The organism is Rhizobium ruizarguesonis (genome assembly GCF_012349115.1).
Lineage (GTDB): Bacteria > Pseudomonadota > Alphaproteobacteria > Rhizobiales > Rhizobiaceae > Rhizobium > Rhizobium ruizarguesonis.
This window is the reverse complement of record NZ_PQIG01000069.1, coordinates 16,398-41,218: the sequence shown is the minus strand read 5'-3', so window position 1 is coordinate 41,218 and position 24,821 is coordinate 16,398. Positions and strand designations below refer to the sequence as shown.

General features: G+C 61.6%; 26 protein-coding genes and 1 tRNA gene. 15 read left to right on the top strand and 12 right to left on the bottom strand.

What is annotated here, in order from left to right:
- Positions 1–385 precede the first annotated feature (385 nt).
- Positions 386–462: transfer RNA gene (locus C3Y91_RS11500), tRNA-Arg, on the bottom strand.
- Positions 463–516: 54 nt separating this feature from the next.
- A complete protein-coding gene (locus C3Y91_RS11495; RefSeq protein ID WP_018069273.1) occupies positions 517–1,680 on the bottom strand; it encodes a M20 aminoacylase family protein in 1,164 nt (387 codons plus the stop codon).
- Positions 1,681–1,837: 157 nt separating this feature from the next.
- Here C3Y91_RS11495 and C3Y91_RS11490 point away from each other — a divergent pair, with 157 nt between their 5' ends.
- The gene (locus C3Y91_RS11490) at positions 1,838–2,971 is read left to right on the top strand and encodes a D-alanyl-D-alanine carboxypeptidase family protein (protein ID WP_018069272.1); all 1,134 of its coding nucleotides are present in this window, start codon (positions 1,838–1,840) and stop codon (positions 2,969–2,971) included.
- 19 nt (positions 2,972–2,990) lie between these two features.
- Positions 2,991–4,145 carry a CobW family GTP-binding protein gene (locus C3Y91_RS11485; RefSeq protein WP_018069271.1) on the top strand — a complete coding sequence of 385 codons (1,155 nt, stop codon included), beginning with the start codon at positions 2,991–2,993 and terminating at the stop codon, positions 4,143–4,145.
- Positions 4,146–4,244: 99 nt separating this feature from the next.
- Here C3Y91_RS11485 and C3Y91_RS11480 read toward each other — a convergent pair whose 3' ends face one another.
- The 5 genes from C3Y91_RS11480 to C3Y91_RS11460 form a co-directional block, all read right to left on the bottom strand.
- A complete protein-coding gene (locus tag C3Y91_RS11480; protein WP_018069270.1) occupies positions 4,245–4,469 on the bottom strand; it encodes a sulfurtransferase TusA family protein in 225 nt (74 codons plus the stop codon).
- A 5-nt stretch (positions 4,470–4,474) separates the two neighbouring features.
- Positions 4,475–5,704: a L,D-transpeptidase family protein gene (locus C3Y91_RS11475; protein ID WP_018069269.1), complete on the bottom strand. Its 1,230-nt coding sequence runs from the start codon at positions 5,702–5,704 to the stop codon at positions 4,475–4,477.
- 196 nt (positions 5,705–5,900) lie between these two features.
- The gene (locus C3Y91_RS11470; protein ID WP_003543368.1) at positions 5,901–6,854 is read right to left on the bottom strand and encodes an acetyl-CoA carboxylase carboxyltransferase subunit alpha; all 954 of its coding nucleotides are present in this window, start codon (positions 6,852–6,854) and stop codon (positions 5,901–5,903) included.
- A 62-nt stretch (positions 6,855–6,916) separates the two neighbouring features.
- Positions 6,917–7,882, bottom strand: a complete 966-nt coding sequence (gene xerD / locus C3Y91_RS11465) for a site-specific tyrosine recombinase XerD (RefSeq protein ID WP_502362156.1) — start codon at positions 7,880–7,882, stop codon at positions 6,917–6,919.
- The gene (locus C3Y91_RS11460; protein WP_012759201.1) at positions 7,879–8,055 is read right to left on the bottom strand and encodes a hypothetical protein; all 177 of its coding nucleotides are present in this window, start codon (positions 8,053–8,055) and stop codon (positions 7,879–7,881) included. Before C3Y91_RS11460 ends, xerD begins: the two co-directional genes overlap by 4 nt.
- A 148-nt stretch (positions 8,056–8,203) precedes the next feature.
- Between C3Y91_RS11460 and C3Y91_RS11455 the strand changes: the two genes are divergently transcribed.
- The 3 genes from C3Y91_RS11455 to C3Y91_RS11445 are packed head-to-tail and all read left to right on the top strand — an operon-like array spanning position 8,204 to position 11,231.
- On the top strand, positions 8,204–8,794 hold the full coding sequence (locus C3Y91_RS11455; RefSeq protein WP_018069267.1) for a shikimate kinase: 591 nt from the start codon (positions 8,204–8,206) through the stop codon (positions 8,792–8,794).
- Positions 8,791–9,921: a 3-dehydroquinate synthase gene (gene aroB / locus C3Y91_RS11450; protein WP_168575317.1), complete on the top strand. Its 1,131-nt coding sequence runs from the start codon at positions 8,791–8,793 to the stop codon at positions 9,919–9,921. Before C3Y91_RS11455 ends, aroB begins: the two co-directional genes overlap by 4 nt.
- Complete coding sequence (locus C3Y91_RS11445; protein WP_024323336.1) at positions 9,921–11,231, top strand: HlyC/CorC family transporter; 1,311 nt, start codon at positions 9,921–9,923, stop codon at positions 11,229–11,231. The genes aroB and C3Y91_RS11445 overlap by 1 nt, the downstream gene beginning before the upstream one ends.
- Positions 11,232–11,331: 100 nt before the next feature.
- Here the strand turns inward: C3Y91_RS11445 and C3Y91_RS11440 are convergent, their stop codons facing one another.
- Complete coding sequence (locus tag C3Y91_RS11440) at positions 11,332–11,616, bottom strand: BolA family protein (protein WP_018069264.1); 285 nt, start codon at positions 11,614–11,616, stop codon at positions 11,332–11,334.
- Between the two features lie 102 nt (positions 11,617–11,718).
- On the opposite strand from C3Y91_RS11440, the gene C3Y91_RS11435 reads away from it, so the two are divergent.
- The 5 genes from C3Y91_RS11435 to C3Y91_RS11415 all read left to right on the top strand — a co-directional run bounded on the left by C3Y91_RS11435 (position 11,719) and on the right by C3Y91_RS11415 (position 17,475).
- Entirely contained in the window at positions 11,719–12,336 is a 618-nt protein-coding gene (locus tag C3Y91_RS11435; protein ID WP_011653732.1) for a J domain-containing protein, read from the top strand.
- A 310-nt stretch (positions 12,337–12,646) separates the two neighbouring features.
- The gene (cobS, locus tag C3Y91_RS11430) at positions 12,647–13,639 is read left to right on the top strand and encodes a cobaltochelatase subunit CobS (RefSeq protein ID WP_018069263.1); all 993 of its coding nucleotides are present in this window, start codon (positions 12,647–12,649) and stop codon (positions 13,637–13,639) included.
- Between the two features lie 12 nt (positions 13,640–13,651).
- Positions 13,652–15,553 (top strand): cobaltochelatase subunit CobT, encoded by a 1,902-nt coding sequence (cobT, locus tag C3Y91_RS11425; RefSeq protein ID WP_018482763.1) that lies wholly within the window; start codon positions 13,652–13,654, stop codon positions 15,551–15,553.
- Positions 15,554–15,649: 96 nt separating this feature from the next.
- Positions 15,650–16,723 carry an esterase-like activity of phytase family protein gene (locus C3Y91_RS11420; protein WP_409202076.1) on the top strand — a complete coding sequence of 358 codons (1,074 nt, stop codon included), beginning with the start codon at positions 15,650–15,652 and terminating at the stop codon, positions 16,721–16,723.
- Between the two features lie 185 nt (positions 16,724–16,908).
- Positions 16,909–17,475: an ATP-binding protein gene (locus C3Y91_RS11415; protein WP_024323338.1), complete on the top strand. Its 567-nt coding sequence runs from the start codon at positions 16,909–16,911 to the stop codon at positions 17,473–17,475.
- A gap of 6 nt (positions 17,476–17,481) precedes the next feature.
- Here C3Y91_RS11415 and C3Y91_RS11410 read toward each other — a convergent pair whose 3' ends face one another.
- Positions 17,482–18,117, bottom strand: coding sequence for a VUT family protein (locus tag C3Y91_RS11410; protein ID WP_017962311.1), 636 nt, complete (start codon positions 18,115–18,117; stop codon positions 17,482–17,484).
- Between the two features lie 112 nt (positions 18,118–18,229).
- Complete coding sequence (rpmB, locus tag C3Y91_RS11405; protein WP_003543341.1) at positions 18,230–18,526, bottom strand: 50S ribosomal protein L28; 297 nt, start codon at positions 18,524–18,526, stop codon at positions 18,230–18,232.
- 243 nt (positions 18,527–18,769) lie between these two features.
- On the opposite strand from rpmB, the gene C3Y91_RS11400 reads away from it, so the two are divergent.
- Both C3Y91_RS11400 and yddG read left to right on the top strand, forming a co-directional pair.
- Positions 18,770–19,552: a DUF3108 domain-containing protein gene (locus C3Y91_RS11400; protein ID WP_168575316.1), complete on the top strand. Its 783-nt coding sequence runs from the start codon at positions 18,770–18,772 to the stop codon at positions 19,550–19,552.
- A 30-nt stretch (positions 19,553–19,582) separates the two neighbouring features.
- Positions 19,583–20,473, top strand: a complete 891-nt coding sequence (gene yddG / locus C3Y91_RS11395; protein WP_168575315.1) for an aromatic amino acid exporter YddG — start codon at positions 19,583–19,585, stop codon at positions 20,471–20,473.
- Between the two features lie 59 nt (positions 20,474–20,532).
- Here the strand turns inward: yddG and C3Y91_RS11390 are convergent, their stop codons facing one another.
- On the bottom strand, positions 20,533–20,961 hold the full coding sequence (locus C3Y91_RS11390; RefSeq protein WP_075225916.1) for a cupin domain-containing protein: 429 nt from the start codon (positions 20,959–20,961) through the stop codon (positions 20,533–20,535).
- Positions 20,961–21,731 (bottom strand): hydroxyacylglutathione hydrolase, encoded by a 771-nt coding sequence (gene gloB / locus C3Y91_RS11385; RefSeq protein WP_075225917.1) that lies wholly within the window; start codon positions 21,729–21,731, stop codon positions 20,961–20,963. Before gloB ends, C3Y91_RS11390 begins: the two co-directional genes overlap by 1 nt.
- A gap of 53 nt (positions 21,732–21,784) precedes the next feature.
- Here gloB and C3Y91_RS11380 point away from each other — a divergent pair, with 53 nt between their 5' ends.
- The 3 genes from C3Y91_RS11380 to C3Y91_RS11370 all read left to right on the top strand — a co-directional run bounded on the left by C3Y91_RS11380 (position 21,785) and on the right by C3Y91_RS11370 (position 24,817).
- Positions 21,785–22,576 carry a class I SAM-dependent methyltransferase gene (locus C3Y91_RS11380; RefSeq protein WP_018448111.1) on the top strand — a complete coding sequence of 264 codons (792 nt, stop codon included), beginning with the start codon at positions 21,785–21,787 and terminating at the stop codon, positions 22,574–22,576.
- Between the two features lie 223 nt (positions 22,577–22,799).
- Positions 22,800–23,897 (top strand): histidinol-phosphate transaminase, encoded by a 1,098-nt coding sequence (hisC, locus tag C3Y91_RS11375; RefSeq protein ID WP_018069254.1) that lies wholly within the window; start codon positions 22,800–22,802, stop codon positions 23,895–23,897.
- Positions 23,894–24,817, top strand: coding sequence for a prephenate/arogenate dehydrogenase family protein (locus tag C3Y91_RS11370; RefSeq protein ID WP_075225919.1), 924 nt, complete (start codon positions 23,894–23,896; stop codon positions 24,815–24,817). The genes hisC and C3Y91_RS11370 overlap by 4 nt, the downstream gene beginning before the upstream one ends.
- Positions 24,818–24,821: the final 4 nt, after the last annotated feature.

Here is a 24,821-nt window from a genome sequence, read left to right as displayed (position 1 = left end):
AGCGATTTATCCACTTTGCGACGGCATGCTCCGATATGCGCACATTTGCGTCGAGCGCACACTGATCGCGAAAATATTCGTTGACCGTTCCTGATCTACTGGTTCTGGCCGCCTGCCTTTTTCGGTGGGGCAGTCTGTGCTGAGACGCGATCGTCAACTTTGAGCGAACTGATCGTGGATCGCCCCCGATGTTGAAAAACTAGCCAGTTGAACGAACCCAATTGATCGCCAATTTCTTCGGCCCAAGAGCTCGGTCGTGCGGCCTCAGGGCGACGCTCGGCCTCGCTGCTAACGGTCAAGGCCGGTTTCTCGTGACATCGTTATTGCATTCTTGCATGTCTGCAGGGACGTACGTTCTGTCGAGGGAGATAGGCATCTGATTGACTGGTGATCCCGGCGCGATTCGAACGCGCGACCCCCAGATTAGGAATCTGGTGCTCTATCCTGCTGAGCTACGGGACCACTTGAGTGCCATGCATACAAAAGGCTTGGCGTGAAGCCAAGCCTTAATTGTTGCTAGAGGCCGAGGCGCTGTTCGGCGAGGCGGACCCAATAGGAGATGCCGTGGGCGATGGCTTCGTCGTTGAAGTCGTAGGCCGGGTTGTGCAGGCCGGCGCTGTCGCCATTGCCGATGAAGATGAAGGCGCCGGGGCGGGCGTTCAGCATATAGGAGAAATCCTCGCCGCCCATCATCGGATCGATTTCCGCGTTGACGTTCGCCTCGCCGGCGATGGCGCTGGCGGTGGCCACAGCATGCTCGGTTTCATCGGCATGGTTGACGGTGACGGGATAGTTGCGATGGAAGCTGATGTCGGCCTCGGCGCCGTGGGCAGCGACCAAGCCCTCGACGATCTGCCGGAACCGCGTCTCGGCGAGCGTGCGCACCTCGGGGTCGAGGGTACGAACCGTACCGGCGAAGGTCGCGTCGTTCGGAATGACGTTATGGGCGAAACCGGCATTGAACTTGGTCACCGAGACGACGACCGAGCGCAGTGGATCGGCAGTGCGCGAGGCGATCATCTGCAGGTTGGCGATGATCTGGGCGCCGATGGCGATCGGGTCGATCGTCCGGTGCGGCTGGGCGGCGTGGCCGCCGCGGCCCTTCACGGTAACGGTGAATTCGTCGGTCGCCGCCATGATCGCGCCCTTGCGGGTGGCGAACTGGCCGACCGGCAGGCCCGGCAGATTGTGCATGCCGTAGACCTCTTCGATATCGAAGCGCTCCATCATGCCGTCCTTGACCATGAGATTGCCGCCGCCGCCGCCTTCTTCGGCGGGTTGGAAGATGACGGCGACATTGCCGTTGAAGTTGCGGGTCTCGGCCAGGTATTTTGCGGCGCCGAGCAGCATGGCGGTGTGGCCGTCATGGCCGCAGGCATGCATCTTGCCAGGCGTCTTCGAAGCCCACGGTTTGCCGGTGATTTCGGTGAGTGGTAGAGCGTCCATGTCGGCGCGCAGGCCGACCGTGCGGGAGCCTTCGCCCTTGCCCTTGATCAGGCCGACGACACCGGTGCGGCCGATACCGGTGACGATCTCGTCGACGCCGAATTCCTTGAGTTTTTCGGCGACGAAGGCGGCCGTATTTTCCACCGCGAAGAGGAGTTCGGGCCGGGCGTGGATGTGGCGGCGCCATTCGGCGACCTCGTCCTGCAACTCTGCGGCTCTGTTCAAAATCGGCATATCGGCGTTCCTGTTATGAAATCTCGACAATCTTTCATCGCATCACAAGCGTGTGAGGCTGTGGAAATTACTTAGTCAATGACCTTTGCCATGTCATAGCCATATAGGCTAAATAGGGGAAGATTTCGAGATTTTCCTGATATCTGAAGGACGAACCGTGTCGACGCGCCACTTCCGTTTGTTTGCTGCCTTGCGGCCGCTTTCTTTCGTATCAGCGGCGACTGCCGTTTTTCTGGGCTCCGTTTCGCTTGCCCAGGCCAATCCGCATATTCTCGTCGACGTGCAGACAGGCCGCGTGCTCGAGCATGAGGAAGCCTTCCGCAAATGGTATCCGGCCTCGCTGACCAAGCTGATGACCGTCTATACCGTGTTCGATGCGATCCGCGCCGGGCAGATCAGCCTCGATACGCCCATCGTCATGAGCAAGCGCGCCGCCGCGCAGCCGGCTGCCAAGATGTATTTCAAGGCTGGCCAGAAGCTGACGCTCGACAGCGCACTGAAGATCCTGATGGTGAAATCAGCCAATGACATCGCGGTCGCGGTTGCCGAAGCCATTGGCGGCACGCAGGAGGGCTTCGTGACGCGGATGAACGGCGAGGCGCTGAAGCTCGGCATGACGGATTCGCATTTCGTCAATCCGAACGGCCTGCCCGGCAAGGGCCAGTATACGACGGCACGCGACCTTGCGGTGCTGACGGTGGCGCTGCGCCGCGATTTTCCGCAATATGCCGGCTATTTCGCGCTGGAGGGCTTCACCACCGGCCAGCAGAACGTGCCGAGCCTCAACATGCTGATCGGCCGCTTCGCCGGCGCCGACGGCATGAAGACCGGCTTCATCTGCGCCTCGGGCTTCAACCAGATCGGTTCGGCAACGCGCAACGGCCGCACGCTGGTCTCCGTCGTGCTCGGCACCGACAGCCTTGCAGCGCGTGCCGATGCGACGGCGAACCTTTTGCAGAAGGGCTTCACCACCCAGCCTGCCAGCAACGACACGTTGGGTTCGCTGAGACCCTACGGGTCGGGACAGGACCAGGTGACCGACATCAGCGCCGATATCTGCAGCGCCAAGGGCGCCAAGGTGCGCAGCGAAACGCGCGACGAAGTCGGCCGCATGCGAGTGCAGTCACCCTACATCCAGCCAATGGACCACGATCCGCAATTCGTCTTTGCCGGCCTCATTCCGGGCCAGGATCCGCAGCCGGCCGCGCAGCCGGAAAAAATGGCGCGCGGCGATACGGCGGGAGCGATCGCCAACGTGCCGGTGCCGATGCCGCGCCCGACATCCTTTTAAGCTTTTAAGGTAAAATGACATGAGCGCGCTCAACGACAGGATTCCGGTCACCGTCCTGACCGGCTTTCTCGGCGCCGGCAAATCGACGCTGCTCAACCGCATCCTCAAGGATCCCGTGATGAAGGACGCGGCCGTCATCATCAACGAATTCGGCGACGTCGGCATCGACCATCTCCTGGTCGAAAGTTCCGGCGATTCGATCATCGAACTATCAGACGGGTGCCTCTGCTGCACCGTGCGCGGCGAGCTTGTGGATACGCTGGCGAACCTGATGGACGCGGTGCAGACGGGCCGCGTCAAGCCGGTGAAACGCGTCGTCATCGAGACGACGGGCCTTGCCGATCCTTCACCGGTCATGCAGGCGATCATGGGCAATCCTGTCATCGCCACGAATTTCGAGCTCGACGGCGTCGTCACCGTCGTGGACGCGGTGAATGGGCAGCAGACGCTCGACAATCACGAGGAAGCGCGCAAGCAGGCGGCGGTCGCCGACCGGCTGATCGTCTCGAAAAGGGCGATGGCCGAGGCAACGGACGGGCTGGAAAAGCGCCTGCGGGCGCTCAATCCGCGTGCCGTGATGATGGATGCCGACAGCGCCGAAGCGGGCAGTGCCGCGGTGCTGGTCAACGGGCTCTATGATCCGGCGACGAAGATTGCCGATGTCGGCCGCTGGCTGCAGGACGAGGATGCGCACGAGGCGCATCATGATCATGATCACCACGGTCACCACCATCATGATCATCACCATCTTGGTGATCAGGGGCATGCGCACCAGGACCCGCACGACGTCAACCGTCACGATGCCTCTATCCGCTCTTTCTCGATCATCGAGGAGAAGCCGATCGATCCGATGGCGCTTGAGATGTTCATCGATCTCCTGCGTTCGGCCCATGGCGAGAAGCTGTTGCGGATGAAGGCGATCGTGTCCGTCTCCGACCGGCCGGATCGGCCGCTGGTGCTGCATGGGGTGCAGAGCATCTTCCATCCGCCGGTGCGGCTGCCCGCCTGGCCGGGAGAAGACCGGCGCACACGCATGGTGCTGATCACTCGGGATCTGCCGGAAGCCTTCGTGAAGGATCTCTTCGACGCTTTCCTCGGCAAGCCGCGCATCGACATGCCGGATCGTGCGGCGCTCTCCGACAACCCGCTCGCCATCCCCGGCCTCAGAATTTAAAGCATGTCGCGCAAAAGTGTGCAGCGGTTTTGCGCCAAAGACATGCGGAAAACAAAGACCTAAAGTGCGGCAAGCGAATCTGAAAGATCGCGACGCTCTTTAGCGCTTGCGGATCAGGAAGCGGTGGCCGCTTTCGGTCTTTTCCGTCTCGATCAGCTCGTGGCCGTCCTCATTGCAGAAATGCGGCATATCGATCACGGCCAGCGGATCGGTGGTGTCGACGCGAATGAGCGTGCCGCTCGCCATGGCGGCGAGCTTCTTGCGTGTCTTGATCACCGGGAATGGGCATTTCAGGCCGCGAAGATCGTAGAGAACGGGGTTCAAGCCGTTCAGTTCCTCGCCCAGAATTTCCAGAACGGCTTCTTTGCCGTGGCTTCCGCCGTTTCCTGCGGTTCGGGCGCTGTAAAGGCCAGCGGGTTCTGTATCGGCACCGGCACGACCGCAGGTGTCGCGGCAGCGACGGCCACTGCCTGCGGCTGGGCAGGTGCTGCAGGCGGCGTGGCGCCCGGCGCGCTCTTGGCAGCGAGGCCCTGCGCGGTGCGCTTGGCCATCAGGTCTTCAAGTTCGGCGACCTTGACCATGCGGCCGGCTTCCAGCGAGGTGCCGGTCGGAGCGTAGGCGAGTTCGCGGCCCTTGCGCGTCTTGGCGACCACGGCCTTGCGCTCGGCTTCCGTGGGATCGTACCAGGCCATGCCGTCAAATTTGCCCATCGCCTTGGCATAATCGGCATCGTAGGTCTTGCCGTAGGAGGCAAGGGCCGCCGTCAGCGCCGGCGGCGTCGACATCGCAGGGCACTTGCCGGCGGCATTGAAGGCGCTGCCGTCGGTTGCCTGCTGATTGAAGACGTATTTCTTCTCGCAGACATTCACCTCAGGCGGGCGCTTCGTCACTTCGAAATTGTCGTAGCCGACCTTCAGCATCTTCCAGAAGTCGTAACTGCTGTCGAGGCGATGCTTGACCATGTTTTCCGCCGTCATGCGGAAGGGGAAGGCCTGCAGCTGCACAGTCGACTGGCCGCCCTTGAAGGCGTCGCGGGCGAAGGCGTAGATCTCCAGCACCTGCTGGTCGGTCATCGAATAGCAGCCGGAGGACGAGCAGGCGCCGTGGATCATCAGATCGGAGCCGCTGCGGCCGTTCGCCGCGTCGTAGCGGTTCGGAAAGCCGGTGTTGATCGCCAGATAATATTTCGAATTGGGATTCAGGTTGGCGCGCGTCAGGTCGTAGAAACCTTCCGGCGCCTGCCGGTCGCCGGTCTTTACCTTCGGACCGAGACGGCCGGACCAGGCGCAGATCTTGTAATCGGCGATCTTGTCGAAACGGTTGTCGGTCTTCGCCTTCCATATCTCCATGGCACCTTCTTCCTTGAAGATGCGGATCATGATCGGCGAATTGCGGTCCATGCCCTTGGCGGCCATGGCAGTGAGGATATGGCTGGGAAGCGGCTGTTCGACCTTGTTCTTAACCTTGGAAAGATCGACCTGCGCGGTTTCCAACGCGTCATTGCAGCCGGACAGAGCCAGCGCCATGAGGGAAATATAGGCAAAATGACGTATGCGCATCCAAACTAGCCCATAAATATAATACGACCCGGTCCGCCTATGGAGTCCGGGCATCAGAAGGAATCATAGGCGGCTTATACTTTATAAAATCTTACCAGCCAATGACGTGCCTGGAACATCCCCGCAAGCGCGATTGCTACAGATAACATCAATGTGGCCAAGATTTGGCCCCAATCGCCTAAGAGCCGAATGTCTGCTAGAGATTGCGGCCCATGGCGAGGAATTTCTGTCGGCGGTCGTTGCGCAGCTGTTCGCCGGAGCGGGGTGCCATTTCGGCCAGCGCACCGGCGATTACGTCGCCGGTTGCGGCTATCACGCTGTCCGGATCGCGATGCGCGCCGCCGAGCGGCTCGGAAATGATGCCGTCGATGACGCCGAGCGATTTCAGGTCTTCGGCGGTGATCTTCATGTTGGTCGCCGCTTCACGGGCGCGGGTGGAATCGCGCCAGAGGATGGAGGCTGCCCCTTCCGGCGAGATGACGCTGTAGATCGAATGCTCGAGCATATAGACCTTGTTGCCGGTGGCGATGGCGATCGCCCCGCCCGAGCCGCCTTCGCCGATGACGACGGAGACGAGGGGAACCTTCACGCCCAGGCACATTTCCGTGGAGCGGGCGATCGCCTCGGCCTGGCCGCGCTCTTCGGCGCCGACGCCGGGATAGGCGCCTGCCGTATCCACCAGCGAAATCACCGGCAGGCCGAAACGATCGGCCATCTCAAGGATGCGGATCGCCTTGCGGTAGCCTTCCGGGCGGGGGCTGCCGAAATTGTGCTTCAGGCGGCTCTTGGTGTCATTGCCCTTTTCCTGGCCGATGACGGCGACAGGCTGGCCGCGGAAACGGGCAAGGCCCGCCTGGATCGCGGCATCCTCGGAAAATTTGCGGTCGCCGGCAAGCGGCGTGAATTCCTGGAACAGCGTCTTGGCGTAATCGACGAAATGCGGGCGCTGCGGATGGCGGGCGACCTGCGTCTTCTGCCAGGGATTGAGCTTGGAATAGATTTCAACGATGGCCTCACGGACGCGAACCTCCAGCCTGCCGATCTCATCGGTGGTGTCGATGCTCTCGTCTTCCGTTGCGAGCTTCTTCAGCTCGATGATCTTGCCTTCGAGGTCGGAGATCGGCTTTTCGAAGTCGAGATAATTGTGCATGAGGTGCGTTTCCGTTCCTTGTGCCCGGGGCGTTTTCCTGGCTCCGCCCCTTGTCGCCGGTCCTATTCGTGCTTTTTCGCCTGTTTGGCAAGGGGGTGATGCGTCTGGACAAGCTGCTGCAGCCTCTCTTCGAGGACATGTGTGTAAATCTGCGTGGTCGAAATGTCCGAATGGCCGAGGAGTTCCTGTACGACGCGCAGATCGGCGCCGTTGGCAAGCAGGTGGCTGGCAAAGGCGTGGCGCATGACATGCGGCGAGATCAGCGACGGCGTCAGACCGGCGCGGATCGCCAGGTTCTTGAGGTCGCGGGCGAAAACCTGGCGCGGCAGATATCCCTCCTTCGAGGCGGAGGGAAATAGCCAGGGGCTTTCCTGCGGCGGCTCCTTCGTCGCGGCATTTTCGGCCGCCAGCCGGCGCCCATAGGATTTCAGGGCTGATATCGCCGATTGCGACAGCGGCACCAGCCGTTCCTTGTTGCCCTTGCCGCGGATCATCAGGAAACGGCCCTCCTGATCGAGCACACGGGCAGGAAGCGAGACGAGCTCGCTGACACGCATACCGGTGGCATAGAGCAGCTCCAGCAGCGCCAGCATGCGCAGGCGCTGCAGCTGGCCCGGAGCCGGATCGTCTGCCTCGGCCTCGGCCTGCGAAAGCAACCTGCCGACCTCCTCGACGCCCATCGTCTTCGGCAGCGGACGGCCTTTCTTCGGCGCGTCGAGAATGCCTGTGGGGTCGTCGGTCCTCAGGCCCTCGGCGTAGAGAAACTTGTAGAACTGCCGCATGGCCGCAAGCCGGCGCGCCTGGGAGGAGGGTTTGAAGCCCTTTCGGGCGAGTGAGGAGAGATAGGCGGCGAGATCGGCGGAGGCGGCTTCGGTGAGCCTTATGCTGCGCTCCTTCAGGAAGGATCTGATATCGTCGAGATCGTGTTCATAGGATTGCAGCGTGTTGGCGGCAGCACCCCGTTCGGCGCTCATCATCTCCAGGAAAGATTCCACATGGACGCGGCCGAGATCCACCATGCCGCTCACTTCCTGGTCGTGTCGATCGCGCCCGTGGCGGGCGGATTGACCCGCTCGGACGGAATGCGGATCGTCACGTCGCGCTGCTGCGGCTCCACGAAGGTCACAAGCGCCAGCATCGCTCCGTAGACCGTCCCGGCGAGGATCGCGCAGACGAACAGGAAACGGAACAGGGTCGGCATCCAGCAACTCCTTCATGCTCTGCTTCTGTTATAAGAAGCCTATCTGCAAGTGCAAGAAGCGGTATTCAAGCCATGATTCCCTTGTCCGCGACTTGACGCTCCATCTGCATTTGTCGATACCGTTTGCAAACAAAGTGTGAATGGACCGATGAGTGAACAACTGCTGACCGTTGCTGACAGCTTGAAAGACAGAGCTCGCGCCGCGCTCGGTTCACGCAACCTGATCCTTGTCGGCCTGATGGGCGCCGGAAAATCCTCCGTCGGGCGCATCGTCGCCAGCCAGCTCGCCATTCCCTTCATCGACAGCGATCTTGAGATCGAGCGGGTTTCGCGCATGACGATCGCCGAGCTTTTCGCCGCCTATGGCGAGCAGGAGTTCCGGGCGCTGGAAGCGCGGGTGATCAAGCGGCTGCTGAAGAGCGGGCCGCGCGTCGTCTCCACCGGGGGCGGCGCCTTCATCAACGACCGGACGCGCAAGCATATCAAGAAGGGCGGCCTTTCCGTCTGGTTGAAGGCCGATCTCGACGTGCTCTGGGACCGGGTCGCCAAGCGCGACACGCGGCCGCTGCTCAAGACCGAAAATCCGAAGCAGACGCTCGAGGGCCTGATGAATGCGCGTTATCCGATCTATGCGCAGGCTGATCTGACCGTGCTTTCGCGCGACGTCCGCAAGGAAATCATGGCCGACGAAGTCTTAAAGGCCTTGATCGAAGCTCAGAAGGAAAGTGCAGCGTCATGAATGCGATAACCTCCGCCCCCGCCATCCGAACGGTGCATGTGCCGCTCGGCGAGCGCGCCTACGACATCCTGATCGGGCCGGGGCTGATTGCGCGGGCCGGCGCCGAGATCGCCTCTCGCCTCAAGGGCCGCAAGGCGGCTGTTGTCACCGACGAAAATGTCGCTCCGCTCTATCTCAAAGCCTTCGTCGCAAGTCTGGATGAAGCGGGCATCGCCTCGGCTGAGGTCGTCCTGCCGGCCGGCGAGAAGACCAAGAGCTTCGAACATCTGATCACTGTCTGCGACAAGGTGCTTGAGGCGCGCGTCGAGCGTAACGATTACGTCATCGCGCTCGGCGGCGGCGTCATCGGCGACCTTTCGGGATTTGCGGCCGGCATCGTCCGCCGAGGCGTGCGCTTCGTGCAGGTGCCGACCTCGCTTTTGTCGCAGGTCGATTCCTCCGTCGGCGGCAAGACCGGCATCAATTCTCGGCACGGCAAGAATCTGATCGGCGTCTTCCATCAGCCGGACCTGGTTCTGGCCGATACGGATGTGCTGAATTCGCTGAGCGAGCGTGAATTCCGCGCAGGTTACGCCGAGGTCGCGAAATACGGGCTGATCGACAAGCCGGATTTCTTTGCCTGGCTGGAAGCGAACTGGAAGGCGGTTTTTACCGGCGGCTCCGCGCGCATCGAGGCGATTGCCGCGAGCTGCCAGGCGAAGGCCGATGTCGTTGTTGCCGACGAGCGCGAGAACGGCCCGCGGGCGTTGCTCAATCTCGGCCATACTTTCGGCCATGCGCTGGAAGCGGCGACCGCCTATGACAGCTCCCGCCTCGTGCATGGCGAGGGCGTTTCGATCGGCATGGTGCTGGCGCACGAATTCTCCGCACGAATGAACCTTGCAAGCCCGGACGACGCGCGGCGTGTCGAGCGGCATCTGAAGGAGGTCGGCCTGCCGACCCGCATGTCCGACATTCCGGGCGACCTGCCGCCGGCTGAAATGCTGATGGACGCGATCGCCCAGGACAAGAAGGTCAAGAGCGGCAAGCTCACCTTTATCCTGACGCGCGGCATCGGCCAGTCCTTCGTCGCCGATGATGTGCCGGCGTCCGAAGTGATCAGCTTTCTCAGGGAAAAACACCCTTGATAGCGATCGAAGGCGCTCTGGCATTTCTGGAAACATATTGGCCGGAAATCCTTTCGATCACGGCACTCGTGCTCATGTCAGCCTTCTTCTCCGGCTCGGAAACCGCGCTTACCGCCGTTTCGCGCAGCCGCATCCATACACTGGAGGCGAACGGCGACGAGCGCGCCGGCCTCGTCCGGCAACTGATCGAACGGCGCGATCGGTTGATCGGCGCGCTGCTGATCGGCAACAATCTCGCTAACATTCTCTCCTCCTCGATCGCCACCAGCCTTTTCCTCGGGCTGTTCGGCAATTCCGGCGTGGCGCTGGCGACGCTTGCGATGACCGTCATCCTGGTCATCTTCGCCGAAGTGCTGCCGAAGAGCTGGGCGATTTCGACGCCAGACCGCTTCGCGCTCGCCATCGCCGTTCCGGCCAAGCTCTTCGTCACCGTCGTCGGCCCGGTTTCCTCCTTCGTCAACGCGATCGTCCGGCAGATTCTGTCGCTGTTTGGCATCAACCTCTCTCGCGAGACGTCGATGCTGACGGCGCATGAGGAGCTGCGCGGCGCCGTCGACCTGCTGCATCGCGAGGGATCGGTGGTGAAGGCCGACCGCGACCGCCTCGGCGGCGTGCTCGATCTTAGCGAACTCGAACTGTCCGACATCATGGTTCACCGCACCGCGATGCGGGCGATCAACGCCGACGATCCGCCGGAAGCGGTGGTGCGCGCCATCCTCGAAAGTCCCTATACGCGCATGCCGCTCTGGCGCGGCACGATCGACAACATCATCGGCGTCGTCCACGCCAAGGATCTGCTGCGGGCGCTTGCCGAGCCGAATATGGAGCCGCAGAACCTCGATATCGTGAAGATCGCCCAGAAGCCGTGGTTCGTGCCCGATAGCACCAACCTCGAAGACCAGCTCAACGCCTTCCTGCGGCGCAAGCAGCATTTCGCCGTCGTCGTCGATGAATATGGCGAGGTGCAGGGCATCGTCACGCTGGAGGATATTCTCGAGGAAATCGTCGGCGACATTTCCGACGAACACGATATCGAGATACAGGGCGTGCGTCAGGAGGCCGATGGTTCCGTCGTCGTCGACGGCGGCGTTCCGATCCGCGACCTGAACCGCGCGCTCGACTGGAACCTGCCCGATGAGGAGGCGACGACGATCGCCGGCCTCGTCATCCACGAATCGATGACCATCCCGGAAGAGCGTCAGGCCTTCACCTTCTACGGCAAGCGTTTCGTCGTCATGAAGCGGGAGAAGAACCGCATCACCAAGCTGCGCATCCGGCCGGCCGGGGAAGACGGCGCAAAGCCATCCTGATCCCAGCAATTCAATTGTTACAGCGTTGTTTGCGCGTCTGAAAAGACGCGCGGCGCTGTAGGATTGCGGGCCGCCAATGCCTATATAGGCTTTGGTGGCGCTACCAGCGGGTCGGTTCGCCGGGTGCTGCCGGTTCGACGGCCAGCGCATGCAGACCGGCATCGAGCTCCGGTTTCAACAGGTCGGTGATCGCCCGGTGACGCGCCAGCCGCGACATGCCGGCGAATTTCCCGGAAACGATCCTCACCCGCATATGGGTTTCGCCGGTGCCGGTGATATCGGGCTGGTGGCCGGCATGCAGATGGCTTTCGTCGATGACGCTCAGGCGTTCGGGCGCGAAGGCTTCAACAAGTTTTTCTTCGATGCGGGTTCGCAGGGTCATCATCCGGTCTTGCTGGTTCGCGAAAAGGGTTCCTACCAAGCCTGCAACATTCCCATTTGTCAATTCTTGTTGTCGCTTCGCGACAGCCCCATAATTAGCGCCGTCATGAGACTTGATTCCAAATATTTCGATCGCATCCGAACACGCCGCAAACGCGAGCCAGAGACAGAGCAGGCGCCGCCTACCTGTCAATGGGACGGGTGCGACAAGAAGGGGGCGCATCGCGCTCCCGTCGGCCGCAATGCGGAAGGCCAGTTCTTCTTGTTCTGCTTCGAGCACGTCAAGGAATACAACAAGGGCTACAATTATTTCTCCGGTCTTTCGGACGGCGAGATCGCGCGTTACCAGAAAGAGGCGATCACCGGCCATCGGCCGACATGGACGGTCGGCGTCAACAAGGCGGCGAAGGACAGTCCGCTGCATTCGGAGATCCGCTCCGGCGCCTATACGCGTGTTCGCGATCCCTTCGGCTTCGTCAAGGAAGGCGGCAAGGGCAGCGGACCGCGTTTTCCGCAGGCGCGCAAGCTGAAATCGCTTGAGACCAAGGCCTTCGAAACGATGGGCCTCGACGCCAATGCGACATCGGCGGAGATCAAGAGCCGCTACAAGGAACTGGTGAAGAAACACCATCCGGATGCCAATGGCGGCGACCGCGGCTCGGAGGAGCGTTTCCGCGCCGTCATCCAGGCCTATCAATTGTTGAAGCAGAACGGTTTTTGTTAATTCCCGTCCTTGCTCTTGGGCTTCAATCGGGTATGGTCCAAATCGGCTGAGGCCGCAGGCAAACGCGGCTCATATTTGTGCGTTTTCCCGACATCGCCTCCGCCGACCTTCCGGACGCGGCGTTTCTTGTCCGGGACTCTTTCAAGAATGCTCGCACGCGGTCATTATCCCGCCGAGGTTTCGTTTCAGTCCCGGAGAAGCATCGCCGACGTTCCGACCTGGACGGGCGCGGAATAAAAAACGCGGCGTCTGGGTTGCGACATGGCCTGAGACAGTATGGCCGGGTGGCATCACCCGCCTTGGAGACATGATGAGCAAGATCGACCTGGATATATCAGAACTGCCCGATAGCACCGTTTCGGTCCGCGAGGCCTTCGGTATCGATTCCGACATCCGCGTTCCCGCCTACAGCAAGGGCGACGCCTATGTGCCGGACCTCGACACCGACTACCTGTTCGACCGCGACACGACGCTCGCCATTCTCGCAGGCTTCGCCCATAACCGCCGCGTGATGATCTCCGGCTATCACGGTACGGGCAAGTCCTCGCATATCGAGCAGGTGGCGGCGCGGCTCAACTGGCCTTGCGTGCGCATCAACCTCGACAGCCATGTCAGCCGTATCGATCTGGTCGGCAAGGATGCGATCGTCGTCAAGGACGGGCTGCAGGTCACCGAATTCAAGGACGGCATCCTGCCCTGGGCCTATCAGCACAATGTCGCGCTCGTCTTCGACGAATATGATGCCGGCCGTCCCGATGTGATGTTCGTTATCCAGCGCGTACTCGAATCCTCCGGCCGCCTGACGCTGCTCGATCAGAGCCGCGTCATCCGGCCGCACCCGGCCTTCCGCCTGTTTGCGACCGCCAATACGATCGGCCTCGGCGACACGACCGGCCTCTATCACGGCACGCAGCAGATCAACCAGGCGCAGATGGACCGTTGGTCGATCGTCACCACGCTGAACTACCTGCCGCATGATCACGAAGTGAATATCGTCGCCGCCAAGGTGAAGAGCTTCGGCAAGGATAAGGGCGGCCGCGAGACCGTTTCGAAGATGGTTCGCGTCGCCGACCTGACGCGCGCCGCCTTCATGAACGGCGATCTTTCGACCGTCATGAGCCCACGCACCGTCATCACCTGGGCCGAAAACGCCGAGATCTTCGGCGATCTCGCCTTCGCCTTCCGCGTCACCTTCCTCAACAAGTGCGACGAGCTGGAACGCCCGTTGGTCGCCGAGCACTATCAGCGCGCCTTCGGCGTCGAGCTGAAGGAAAGTGCCGCCAACATCGTTCTCGGAGCTTGAGACCGACCGATCATGGCAGCTCGCGGTGACAATTCGAAAGCAAAGCCCGGCGCGCCTGTCGACGTCGAGCCACTGCGCCGGGCGATAACCGGTTGCGTGCGCTCGATCGCCGGCGACGGTGATGTCGAGGTGACCTTCGCCAATGAACGGCCGGGGATGACCGGCGAGCGCATCCGGCTGCCGGAACTTTCCAAGCGGCCGACGGCGCATGAGCTGGCGGTCACCCGCGGTCTCGGCGATTCGATGGCGCTGCGCCTTGCCTGCCATGACGAGAAGGTGCATGCGACGATGGCGCCGCAGGGCTCGGACGCCCGGGCGATCTTCGATGTGGTCGAGCAGGCGCGTGTCGAATCGATCGGTGCGCTGCGCATGGAGGGCATGGCGTCGAACCTGCGCTCCATGACGGAGGAGAAATATTCCAAGGCGAATTTCACCGGCATCGAGCGTCAGGAAGACGCACCGGTCGGCGAAGCTGTTGCGATGATGGTGCGCGAGAAGCTGACCGGCCAGCGTCCGCCGGCCTCCGCCGGCAAGGTGCTCGACCTCTGGCGCGACTTTATCGAGGACAAGGCAGGGTCCGAACTTGACAACCTGTCGAACGCGATCAACGACCAGCAGGCCTTCGCCAAGGTCATCCGCAACATGCTGTCGGCCATGGAAATGGCCGAGGAATACGGCGACGACGACAGCGATGCCGACAATGACGACCAGTCGGAGCAGGAAGACCAGTCGAGCGGCGACGAGCAGGACCAGGACGAGGTCGACGAGGATGCCGGCACGGATGCCGCCCCTGTCGAGGACAGCGAGGTCGCCGACGAGCAGATGGAGGACGGCGAGACCGAAGGCGCCGAAATCTCCGACGACGACATGATGGAAGAAGGCGAGGACGATTCGGAAACGCCGGGCGAGACCCGCCGTCCGAACACGCCCTTTGCCGATTTCAACGAAAAGGTCGATTATCACGTCTTTACCGAAGAGTTCGATGAGATCATCACCGCCGAGGAACTTTGCGACGCCGCCGAGCTGGAGCGCCTGCGCGCCTTTCTCGACAAGCAGCTGGCACATCTGCAAGGTGCGGTCGGCCGTCTCGCCAACCGGCTGCAGCGCCGCCTGATGGCGCAGCAGAACCGCTCCTGGGATTTCGACCTGGAAGAGGGCTATCTCGATCCGGCCCGGCTGCAGCGCATCATTATCGATCCGATGCAGGCGCTCTCCTTCAAGATGGAGCGCGACACCCAGTTCCGCGATACCGTCGTCACGCTGCTCATCGACAATTCCGGCTCGATGCGCGGCCGGCCGATCACGGTTGCCGCCACCTGTGCCGACATTCTCGCGCGCACGCTGGAGCGCTGCGGCGTCAAGGTCGAGATCCTGGGCTTCACCACCAAAGCCTGGAAGGGTGGGCAGGCGCGTGAAAGCTGGCTTGCTGGCGGCAAGCCGCAGACGCCGGGACGCCTCAACGACTTGCGCCACATCATCTATAAGTCGGCCGACGCGCCGTGGCGGCGGGCACGCGCCAATCTCGGGTTGATGATGCGCGAGGGCCTGCTCAAGGAAAATATCGACGGCGAGGCGCTGATCTGGGCGCATAATCGCCTGCTCGCGCGCCGCGAGCAGCGCCGCATCTTGATGATGATCTCGGACGGCGCGCCGGTCGACGATTCGACACTGTCGGTCAATCCGGGCAATTATCTGGAGCGGCACCTGCGCGCCGTCATCGAGCAGATCGAGACGCGTTCGCCTGTGGAATTGCTGGCGATCGGCATCGGTCACGACGTGACGCGCTACTATCGCCGCGCCGTGACGATCGTCGATGCGGACGAGCTTGCCGGTGCGATGACCGAGCAGCTTGCCTCGCTGTTCGAAGATCAATCCGTCCAGCCGCGCGGCGGCCGGATACGCCGTGCCGGCTGACGCCGCTCAAAGGAAACTCTTGGAATGCTAGATCAGGATGATTTTAGGCCGGATGGCCTAAAATCTGAATCCGGATCTAAATCAAAGAAATAGAGCATGATGTCGTCCGAAAACCGCTTACACTTTTCGGCATCATGCGCCATGCGCCTCTGGCGTGCGGCGTCGATCGCTCTCGGCATCGCAGCCGGCGCTTCCTCGTCATGGGCCGGCGACGACGTGCCGGTCATTAGCCGGCAAATCACCGACTTCAGGATCGGCTCTTCTCAGACGACATTCGGCTCGCTGGAATTTCTCGGCGGGCTGGAGATGGTCTCCAGCAGAGCGCTGTTCGGCTCGCTCTCCTCCATCCGTTTCCGGCAGGACCAGAAACATTTCGTCGTCGTGCTCGATACCGGCCAGTGGCTGACCGGCAGCATCGAGCGTGACGTCAAGGGCAGGCTTTCGGGTCTCTCGGATGTCGAGATCACGCCGATGAAGAACAGCGCCGGGCGCAGCTTCGAGGGCAAGGGACATATGGATGCCGAGGGCCTGGCGCTCGACGGCGACCGGATTCTGGTCTCCTTCGAGCAGGATCATCGCGTCGATGTCTATCCCGATCCTGGCTTTGCCGGCTCGGGAGCGATCGCCACCCTGCCGATTCTTATCCCGCGGAGGATGCTGGACGACAACCGCGGCATCGAGACCATCGCCGTGGCGCCGGCATCCAGCCCGCTGCGGGGCGGCGTGGTCGTCGTCTCCGAACGCGGTCTCGACAGTGACGGCAACCGGCTGGCGGCCATTCTCAGTGGGCCGCTGAAAGGGCGTTTCTCGGTCGAGCGGGACGGCAGTTTCGACATCACCGACGGCGCCTTCCTGCCGAGCGGCGACCTGCTGCTGCTGGAACGCCGCTTCAACATGGCCGAAGGCATCGGCATGCGCCTTCGGCGCATCAAGGGCACTGATATCAGGCCTGGCGCCATTGTTGACGGCGAATTGCTGCTGGAAGGCAATTTCAACTCGCAGATCGACAATATGGAAGGGCTCGATGCTTTACAGGCCGCCGACGGCACGACCCATATCATTCTGGTGTCGGACGACAATCATTCGATCCTGCAGCGCAATCTGATGCTGGAATTCCGGCTTTCGGAAGAGGCCGCGTGGTCAGCGCCGAATTCCCGGAAGCAGAATTGATCCTAGCCATCGGCCCGAAAATCGGAATCGATTTTCGGAAAGCACGATGCGTAGATTCAAAATGTTAGAGCGTCCTTTGTGCGTCCGAAAGGACGCACAAAGGACGCTCCAGACGTCAGGCTGATGTCATATGCCTCGTCTATCCCGCTCGCGGGATAGACGAGGCAGTCTTCGGAGGGAAGTTCATGGTGCATATTCATGTCATGGGCGCGTCCGGTTCTGGAACGACATCACTGGGCCGTGCGCTTGCCGAAAAGCTCGATATCGCCCATCTCGATACCGACGATTTCTTCTGGCTGCCGACCGATCCGCCGTTCACGACGCCGAGGGATGCCGACGACCGCATCAGGCTGCTGCTCGATGAAGCGGCACGGCATGACGGCTGGGTTCTCTCCGGATCGGCGCTGAAATGGGGAAGGCCGATTGAGCCGTTCTACGATCTGATCGTGTTCCTCAGGATCGATCCGGAGCTTAGAATGACGCGCATCCTTGCGCGGGAGATTGCGCGATACGGAAATAGAATCAGGCCCGGCGGCGACATGGCCGTCAAGAGCGGGGAGTTTCTGGAATGGGCGGCGAACTATGACACGGCCGGCCCCGAACGCCGCAGCCTTGCGGCACATGAGCAATGGCTGGAAACACATACAGTGCCGGTGCTGCGGCTCGATTCATCGCTAGGTATCGACGATCTCGCGGCAGAGGTGCTGCTTCATCCGGTCATCGCCGCCGGTGCGGTCCGGCGGCGTCCGTGACCTAAATTAGCTGGCGCGAGCCGCCTGCATCGGCCGCAGCACGTTCATCAGCGCGCCATAGGGCAGCAGCATGACGAGGCCGACGATCATCTTCACGGCGAAATCGCCGATCGCCCAGGAAATCCAGCGCGGAGCCTCCGTGGCGAAGACGCCGAGGACGGGGGCTGCTTCGAGCGCAAAGGGATCGTTGGGGCCGAGGAAGACGAAAAACGCGGCGAAGGACAACGAGAAGAACATCACCGTATCGAGCGCCGAGCCGATCAGCGAACCGACCAGCGGCGCGCGCCACCAGGCTTGGCGGCGAAGGCGGTTGAAGACGGCGATATCGAGCAGCTGGCCGGCGAGATAGGCCGAGCCGGAGGCGATGGCGATGCGCGGCACCGAGGTGAAGAAGGAGAGCGTCACGCCGACGACGAAGCCAGCAAACACGACCTTGCGGGCTGCCTGCGGGCCGAACTGACGGTTGGTCAGATCGGTGATCAGAAAAGCGATCGGATAGGAGAAGGCGCCCCAGGTCAGGATGTCGGCGAGGTTGATGCCGGCGACTTCGGCGTTCAGCGGAAACTGGACGAGGAAGTTGGAGGCGACGACGACGAGCGTCATCAGCGCGACATAGGCAATGGTATAGCGGGTCTTCAGCATTTTTTTATCCTGGGTGATGCCACCAGTTGGAGGAGCAAACCGACAAAGCAAAAGGCTTGTCCGGTATTATCCGTTCAAGCCTTTTGAAGCCGTATGAAAGAAGGGCAGAAGCTTACGCAGCAGCGGCTTCAGCGGTCTTCTTGGCGATCTGACGGCGCAGCAGACGCGCGCGCATCGACAGTTCGTTTTCGCTGGCCTTCAGCAAGAAGGCATCGAGGCCGCCACGATGCTCGACAGTGCGAAGAGCGGCAGCCGAAACGCGAAGACGGTAACGCTGGTTAAGAGCGTCGGAAATCAGCGTAACCTGGCACAGGTTCGGCAGGAACCGGCGCTTGGTCTTGTTGTTGGCATGGCTGACATTGTTACCAGTCAGGACGGCCTTGCCGGTCAATTCGCACACGCGGGACATGGAACACCTATTCTTGTTTTTCTCGGGCCATCGAATTGCCACTCCCGGCAAAGCCAGGCGCGCAATCCAACGGGCATGATTGGAAAGTTGCGGTTCTATAGTCAGACAGGCTGCTCGCGTCAAGCCAAACCTTGGCCTTTCCCGCAATTCTGTCAAAAAGCTGCTGTTTTCTTCCCTTCGCGGCAGGAGTATACAGCGCTCAGCAAGGGCCTGCCAGCGCGCAGCAAGACAAGGCTTTTTTCCATGGCTCATTCGGGCAGACGGATTTTCATTTCGGCCATCGCCGCGCTTCTTGCCATACCGGCATCGGCGGCCGAAATCCAGCATCGGACGGAATACCGGGTGGCGCTCGCCGGCCTGCCGATCGCGCGCGCCGCGTTCCTGACGCAGATCGAAGACGATCACAGTTACAAGATCGCGGGCGACATCAACTCCGCCGGTCTTGCCGATCTCGTCACGACGATTTCGGCGAAGACCAGCGTTTCAGGCGTCGTGCGCAATGACAGATTGCAGGCGCAGAAATATTCGCTCTACTACAAGAGCGGCAAGAAGAAGGTCCGCATCTACGAGGTCAGCTACCGCAACGGCAACATCATCTCGGCGACGACCACACCGATGCCGAAGCGTCCGAAGAACTGGATCGACGTCACGCCGCGCGACATGCGCTCGGTGCTCGATCCGATCTCCGGCCTGGTCTTTACCGGCGATACCAAGGTCTGCTCGCAGACGCTGCCGATCTTCGACGGCGAGACGCGCATGGATCTTGTGCTCTCGCCGAAGGGCGACGAGGATTTTTCCACCAATGGGTTCAAGGGCAAGGCAACCGTCTGCAGCGTGCGCTTCGTGCCGCGCTCGGGCTACAAAAAGGGCCGCAAGGATATCGACTATCTCAGCAAGAGCGACCGCATGGAAATCTGGTTTGCCAAGTCGGACGCGGCAAATGTATACGCTCCTGTCTATGTGCGCATTCCAACCGAATATGGAATGGTGACGATCACTGCCGTCAAATACGGCAGCAACAGCTGACGGGGCTTCTGTCTCCGTGAAAGGGGACAGGTGAAGCTTCGCGCGACGTTGATTGGTTTTACGGCCATTCTGATGTGGTCGTTCCTGGCGTTGTTCACGGCCGCCTCCGGCAAGATGCCGCCGTTCCAGCTTTCGGCCGTCTGCTTTGCGATCGGTAGCATTCCCGGCCTCGTGGTGCTTACCCTCAATCCCGCGCGACTGGCGCTGCTGAAGCAGCCGGCCAAGGTCTGGATAACAGGTATTTCAGGGCTGTTCGGTTATCACTTCCTCTATTTTACCGCGCTCCGGAACGCGCCGGCGGTGGAGGCGGGGCTGGTCGCCTATCTCTGGCCGCTGTTGATCGTCGTCGGTTCGGCGCTGCTGCCGGGCGAACGGCTGCGCTGGTATCATGTGGCGGGTGCGCTTGCCGGACTTTGCGGCACCTTCCTGATCGTCGGCCGCAACGGCATCGATTTCGACGGCGCCTATGCCATCGGTTACGGTGCTGCCTTTCTCTGCGCCTTCACATGGTCCGGCTATTCGCTACTGACGCGGCGTTTCGACGCCGTCTCCACGGATGTCGTCACTGGCTTCTGCCTTGCGACCTCCATCCTGTCGTTCTTCTGCCATCTCGGCCTGGAGACGACCGTCTGGCCTGCAACGAGTTTCGAGTGGGTCGCCGTCGCCGGACTCGGGCTCTTCCCGGTTGGGGCTGCCTTCTACGCCTGGGATTACGGCGTCAAGAACGGCGATATCCAGATCCTCGGCGCGGCAAGTTACGCAGCACCACTGCTATCGACACTGATTCTGGTGCTGTTCGGATTTGCCGAGCGGAGCTGGCGCATTGCTCTCGCCTGTGTGCTCGTCACCGGCGGGGCGGTGCTCGCCGCTCAGGACATGTTCCGCCGCAAAATTCCGGTGCAGTCCGCGACAGCAGAGTAGGTCTTAGAACAGGATGTCAGAGCATGATGTCGTCCGAAAACCGCTCACACTTTTCGGCATCATGCTCTAGCGCCGGGCTTCCAATCGAGCGGCGCCATCTCGAAGCTCGAAAATTCGAAGCCGGGCGAGACGGTGCAGCCGACCAGGGTGAAATCGCCAAGGGTTTCGGCCGATTGCCACCAATTGGCGGGAATGATCGCCTGCGGCCGCTCGCCGGCGAACAGGTTCGTTCCGAGCGTCAAGGTCTCGCTTGCAGTTCCGTCTTCCGACCGATGCAGCGAGAGCGGCGCGCCGGCGTAATAATGCCAGACCTCCGCCGCGTCATGGACGCGATGCCAGTGCGAACGCTGTCCCCTGGTCAGCAGATAATAGATCGCTGTCGAGTGGCCGCGTTCCCCGCCCGCCGCATCGCGGAATGTCTGCACGTACCAGCCACCTTCGGGATGCGGCTGCATGCCGAGTTCGCGGATGATGTCCTCGGGCGACATCAGAAATTGTCCTTGCGCTTGCGGATCTCGGCAAAGACTTCCTCGTTGGTCTTGCCTTCCATCAGCAGATTGCGGCGGATCGCCGGATCGGCGGCGCGCAGGAACGGGTTGGTTTCCTTTTCCAGCCCCAATGTCGTCGGGATGGTGAATTTGCCGTCGGCGCGCAAGGCTTCGATCTCGGCGGCACGGCTCTTCAGTCGCTCATTGTCCGGATCGACGGTCAGTGCGAAGCGGGCATTGGACAATGTGTATTCATGGCCGAAATAGACGGCGGTCTCATCGGGCAACACGGCGAGTTTCTGCAGGGAATGCCACATATCGGCGGCGGGGCGTTCGAACAGCCGGCCGCAGCCGAGCGCAAACAGCGTGTCGGCGGCAAACAGCAGCTTGTCATCGGCAAAGTGATAGCAGATGTGGCCGGCGGTGTGGCCGGGTGTCTCGATGACGTTGACGGTGTGATCGCCGAAAAGGAAGCTGTCGCCATCGGCCATCGTCCGATCGAGGCCGGGAATGGCGACGGCCTCGTTGATCGGGCCGATGACCTCGCAGCCGAATTGCTCCTTCAGCGCCAGGTTGGCGGTGACATGATCGGTGTGATGATGCGTGGTGAAGATATGGGTGATTTTCCAGCCGCGACGTGTCGCCGCTTCCAGGATCGGCGCCTCCTCCGGCGCATCGATCGCCGCGGTAAAGCCTGTCTCCTGATCGTGCACGAGAACGCCGAAATTGTCGGTGCGGCAGAGAAAAACGTCTAATTCCAAAGGTTTCATCGTTCAATAATCCCTTATCCCAGGAGTCTTGCGGAAATGTAGAGGTTCCGGCCTTGAAGTCCAACCGCCCGCTGATAACATTTGTCGCAATGCACGCCGATATCGTCGACTTACGCCAGTTCTATCATTCCGAGCTCGGACGTCTTGCCGAGCAGTCGATCGCCATGGCGCTGTCCTCGCTCTGGGTGCGGCTGCCGCAGGAGCGTCTGGTCGGTCTCGGATATGCCGTGCCTTTCCTTGATCGCTTCCAGGCCGATACCGAGCGCACCTTCGCCTTCATGCCGGCCGGGCAGGGCGCGGTGAATTGGCCGATGGGCTCGCTTTCGACGACGGCGCTGATTTTCGACGAGGAACTGCCGCTGCCGGATTCCTCGATCGACCGGGTGCTGATGGTGCATTCGCTGGAATTTGCCGAAAGCCCGCGCGAGACTCTGAAGGAACTCTGGCGGGTGCTGGCGCCGGGCGGACGGCTGGTCATCGTCGTGCCGAACCGGCGCGGCGTCTGGGCACGCATGGAGCATACGCCCTTCGGTTCGGGCCGGCCCTATTCCCGCGGTCAGCTGACAAATCTGCTGCGCGAGACGAATTTCACGCCGGGCGCGACGGCTGAAGCGCTGTTCTTCCCGCCCTCGAAGCTCAGGACCATCCTGCGGCTTCGCCGCGCCTTCGAGCGGATCGGCCGAACGCTATGGCCGGCCTTCTCGGGCGTCATCATCGTCGAAGCGCAGAAGCGGCTCTATCAGGGGCTGCCGGTTGCGGCGCGGGCCTCCCGCCGCGTCTTCGTGCCGGTTCTCGCACCGCATGGCGTGCCGACCACACGCACGACAGCGCCGCGCGTCTTTTAAGACGCGCAAAGGACGCTGTAACACTTTGAGTGCGGCATAATCTTATCCCTAAATCGATTCCGATTTAAGGAATTATGCAGGAGGTAACGTCGCGCCCAGCGTTCTCCAACTGCTTGTGTCACGCCCATAGCTCTCGACAACAATCGCATTCCGCTTTAATGCCACTTGGTGTTTTTCAGCCCGGATTTCCGGCAATTCCAAGGTCGAACCCATGAGCGTTGAGATGAGCAAGCCTGTTCCGCGTCCCGGTATTCTCGATATCGCAGCCTATGTGCCGGGCAAGGAACATGCGCCGGGTGTTGCCCGCGTCTACAAGCTTTCGTCCAACGAAACGCCGCTCGGCGCCAGCCCGAAGGCAATCGAGGCCTTCAAGGCGGTTGCCGACAATCTGGGGCGTTATCCTGACGGGCAGGCGATCGAACTGCGCGAGGCAATCGCCGCCGTGCACGGTCTCAATCCGGCAAACATCCTCTGCGGCAACGGTTCCGACGAACTGCTCGGCCTGCTCTGCCATGTCTATCTCGGCGCCGGTGACGAGGGCATCATCACCGAGCACGGCTTCCTCGTCTACAAGATCCAGATCCTCGGCGCTGGCGCCACGCCTGTGGTCGTCAAGGAGAAGGACTATACCGTCGATGTCGATGCGATCCTTGCCGCGGTGACGGAGAAGACGAAAATCGTCTTCATCGCCAATCCCGGCAATCCCACAGGCACCTATGTTTCCGTCAGCGAGATCCGCCGTCTGCAGGCCGGACTGCCGAAACATGTCGTCCTCGTGCTCGATGCCGCCTATGCCGAATATGTGCGCCGCAACGATTATGAAGCCGGCATCGAGATCGTCTCCTCCCATGCCAACGTGGTGATGACCCGCACCTTCTCGAAGGCTTATGGTCTTGCGGCGTTGCGCGTCGGCTGGATGTATGCGCCGGCCGAGATCGTCGACGCGTTGAACCGCGTGCGCGCGCCGTTCAACTTGAACGCGCCGGCAATCGCCGCCGCTGCCGCTGCCATCCGCGACCAAGTCTTCATCCAGCAGGCCGTCTCCTTCAACCAGATGTGGGTCGAGAGGCTCACCCAGGCGCTCGAAGCGATCGGGCTGAAGGTGACGCCGTCCGTCGCCAATTTCGTCCTCATCCATTTCCCGGAGATCGACGGCAAGCGCGCCGCGGATGCCGACGATTTGCTGACGAGCCGCGGCTACATCCTGCGCGCCGTGCGCGGCTATGGTTTCGCCAATGCGCTGCGCATGAGCATCGGCCCCGAAGAGGCCAACCGCGGCGTGATTGCTGCGCTCACCGAATTCATGGGACATCAGGCATGAGCGTGCAGTTCGATCGGATTGCGCTGATCGGCATCGGCCTGATCGGCTCTTCGCTTGCCTACGACATCAGACGGCTTGGTCTTGCAAGGGAGATCGTCGTCGCCACGCGCAGCCCCGATACGCTGAAGCGTGCGGAAGAACTCGGTCTCGGCGACCGCTACACGACGTCTTCGCAGGATGCCGTCAAGGATGCCGATCTGGTGATCGTCTCGGTGCCGGTCGGCGCTTCGGAAAGTGTGGCGAAGGAGATTTCGGGAAGCCTGAAGCCCGGGGCTATTGTCACCGATGTCGGCTCCACCAAGGCCTCGGTCATTGCGCAGATGCTGCCGCATATGCCCGCCGATGTGCATTTCATCCCCGGCCATCCCCTGGCCGGTACTGAGAAATCCGGCCCGGATGCCGGCTTCCCCGGCCTCTTCGAAGGCCGTTGGTGCATCTTCACGCCGGTCGCGGATACCGATGAGACAGCGTTGAAGCGGCTGCGCAGCTTCTGGGAAGCGCTGGGCTCGAAGGTCGACGAAATGGATGCCGAACATCACGACAAGGTGCTCGCGATCGTCTCGCACCTGCCGCATATCATCGCTTACAATATCGTCGGCACCGCCGACGATCTGGAGACGGTGACGGAGTCGGAAGTCATCAAATATTCCGCCTCTGGCTTTCGTGATTTCACCCGCCTCGCCGCCTCCGACCCGACCATGTGGCGTGATGTCTGCCTGCACAACCGCGATGCGATCCTCGAAATGCTGGCGCGCTTCTCGGAGGACCTCGCCTATCTGCAGCGCGCCATCCGCTGGGGCGAGGGCGACAAAATTTTCGAACTCTTCACCCGCACACGCGCCATCCGCCGTTCGATCGTCCAGGCCGGCCAGGATGTCGACGCGCCGGATTTCGGCCGCCACGCGCTGGACAAGAAGTAGCCGC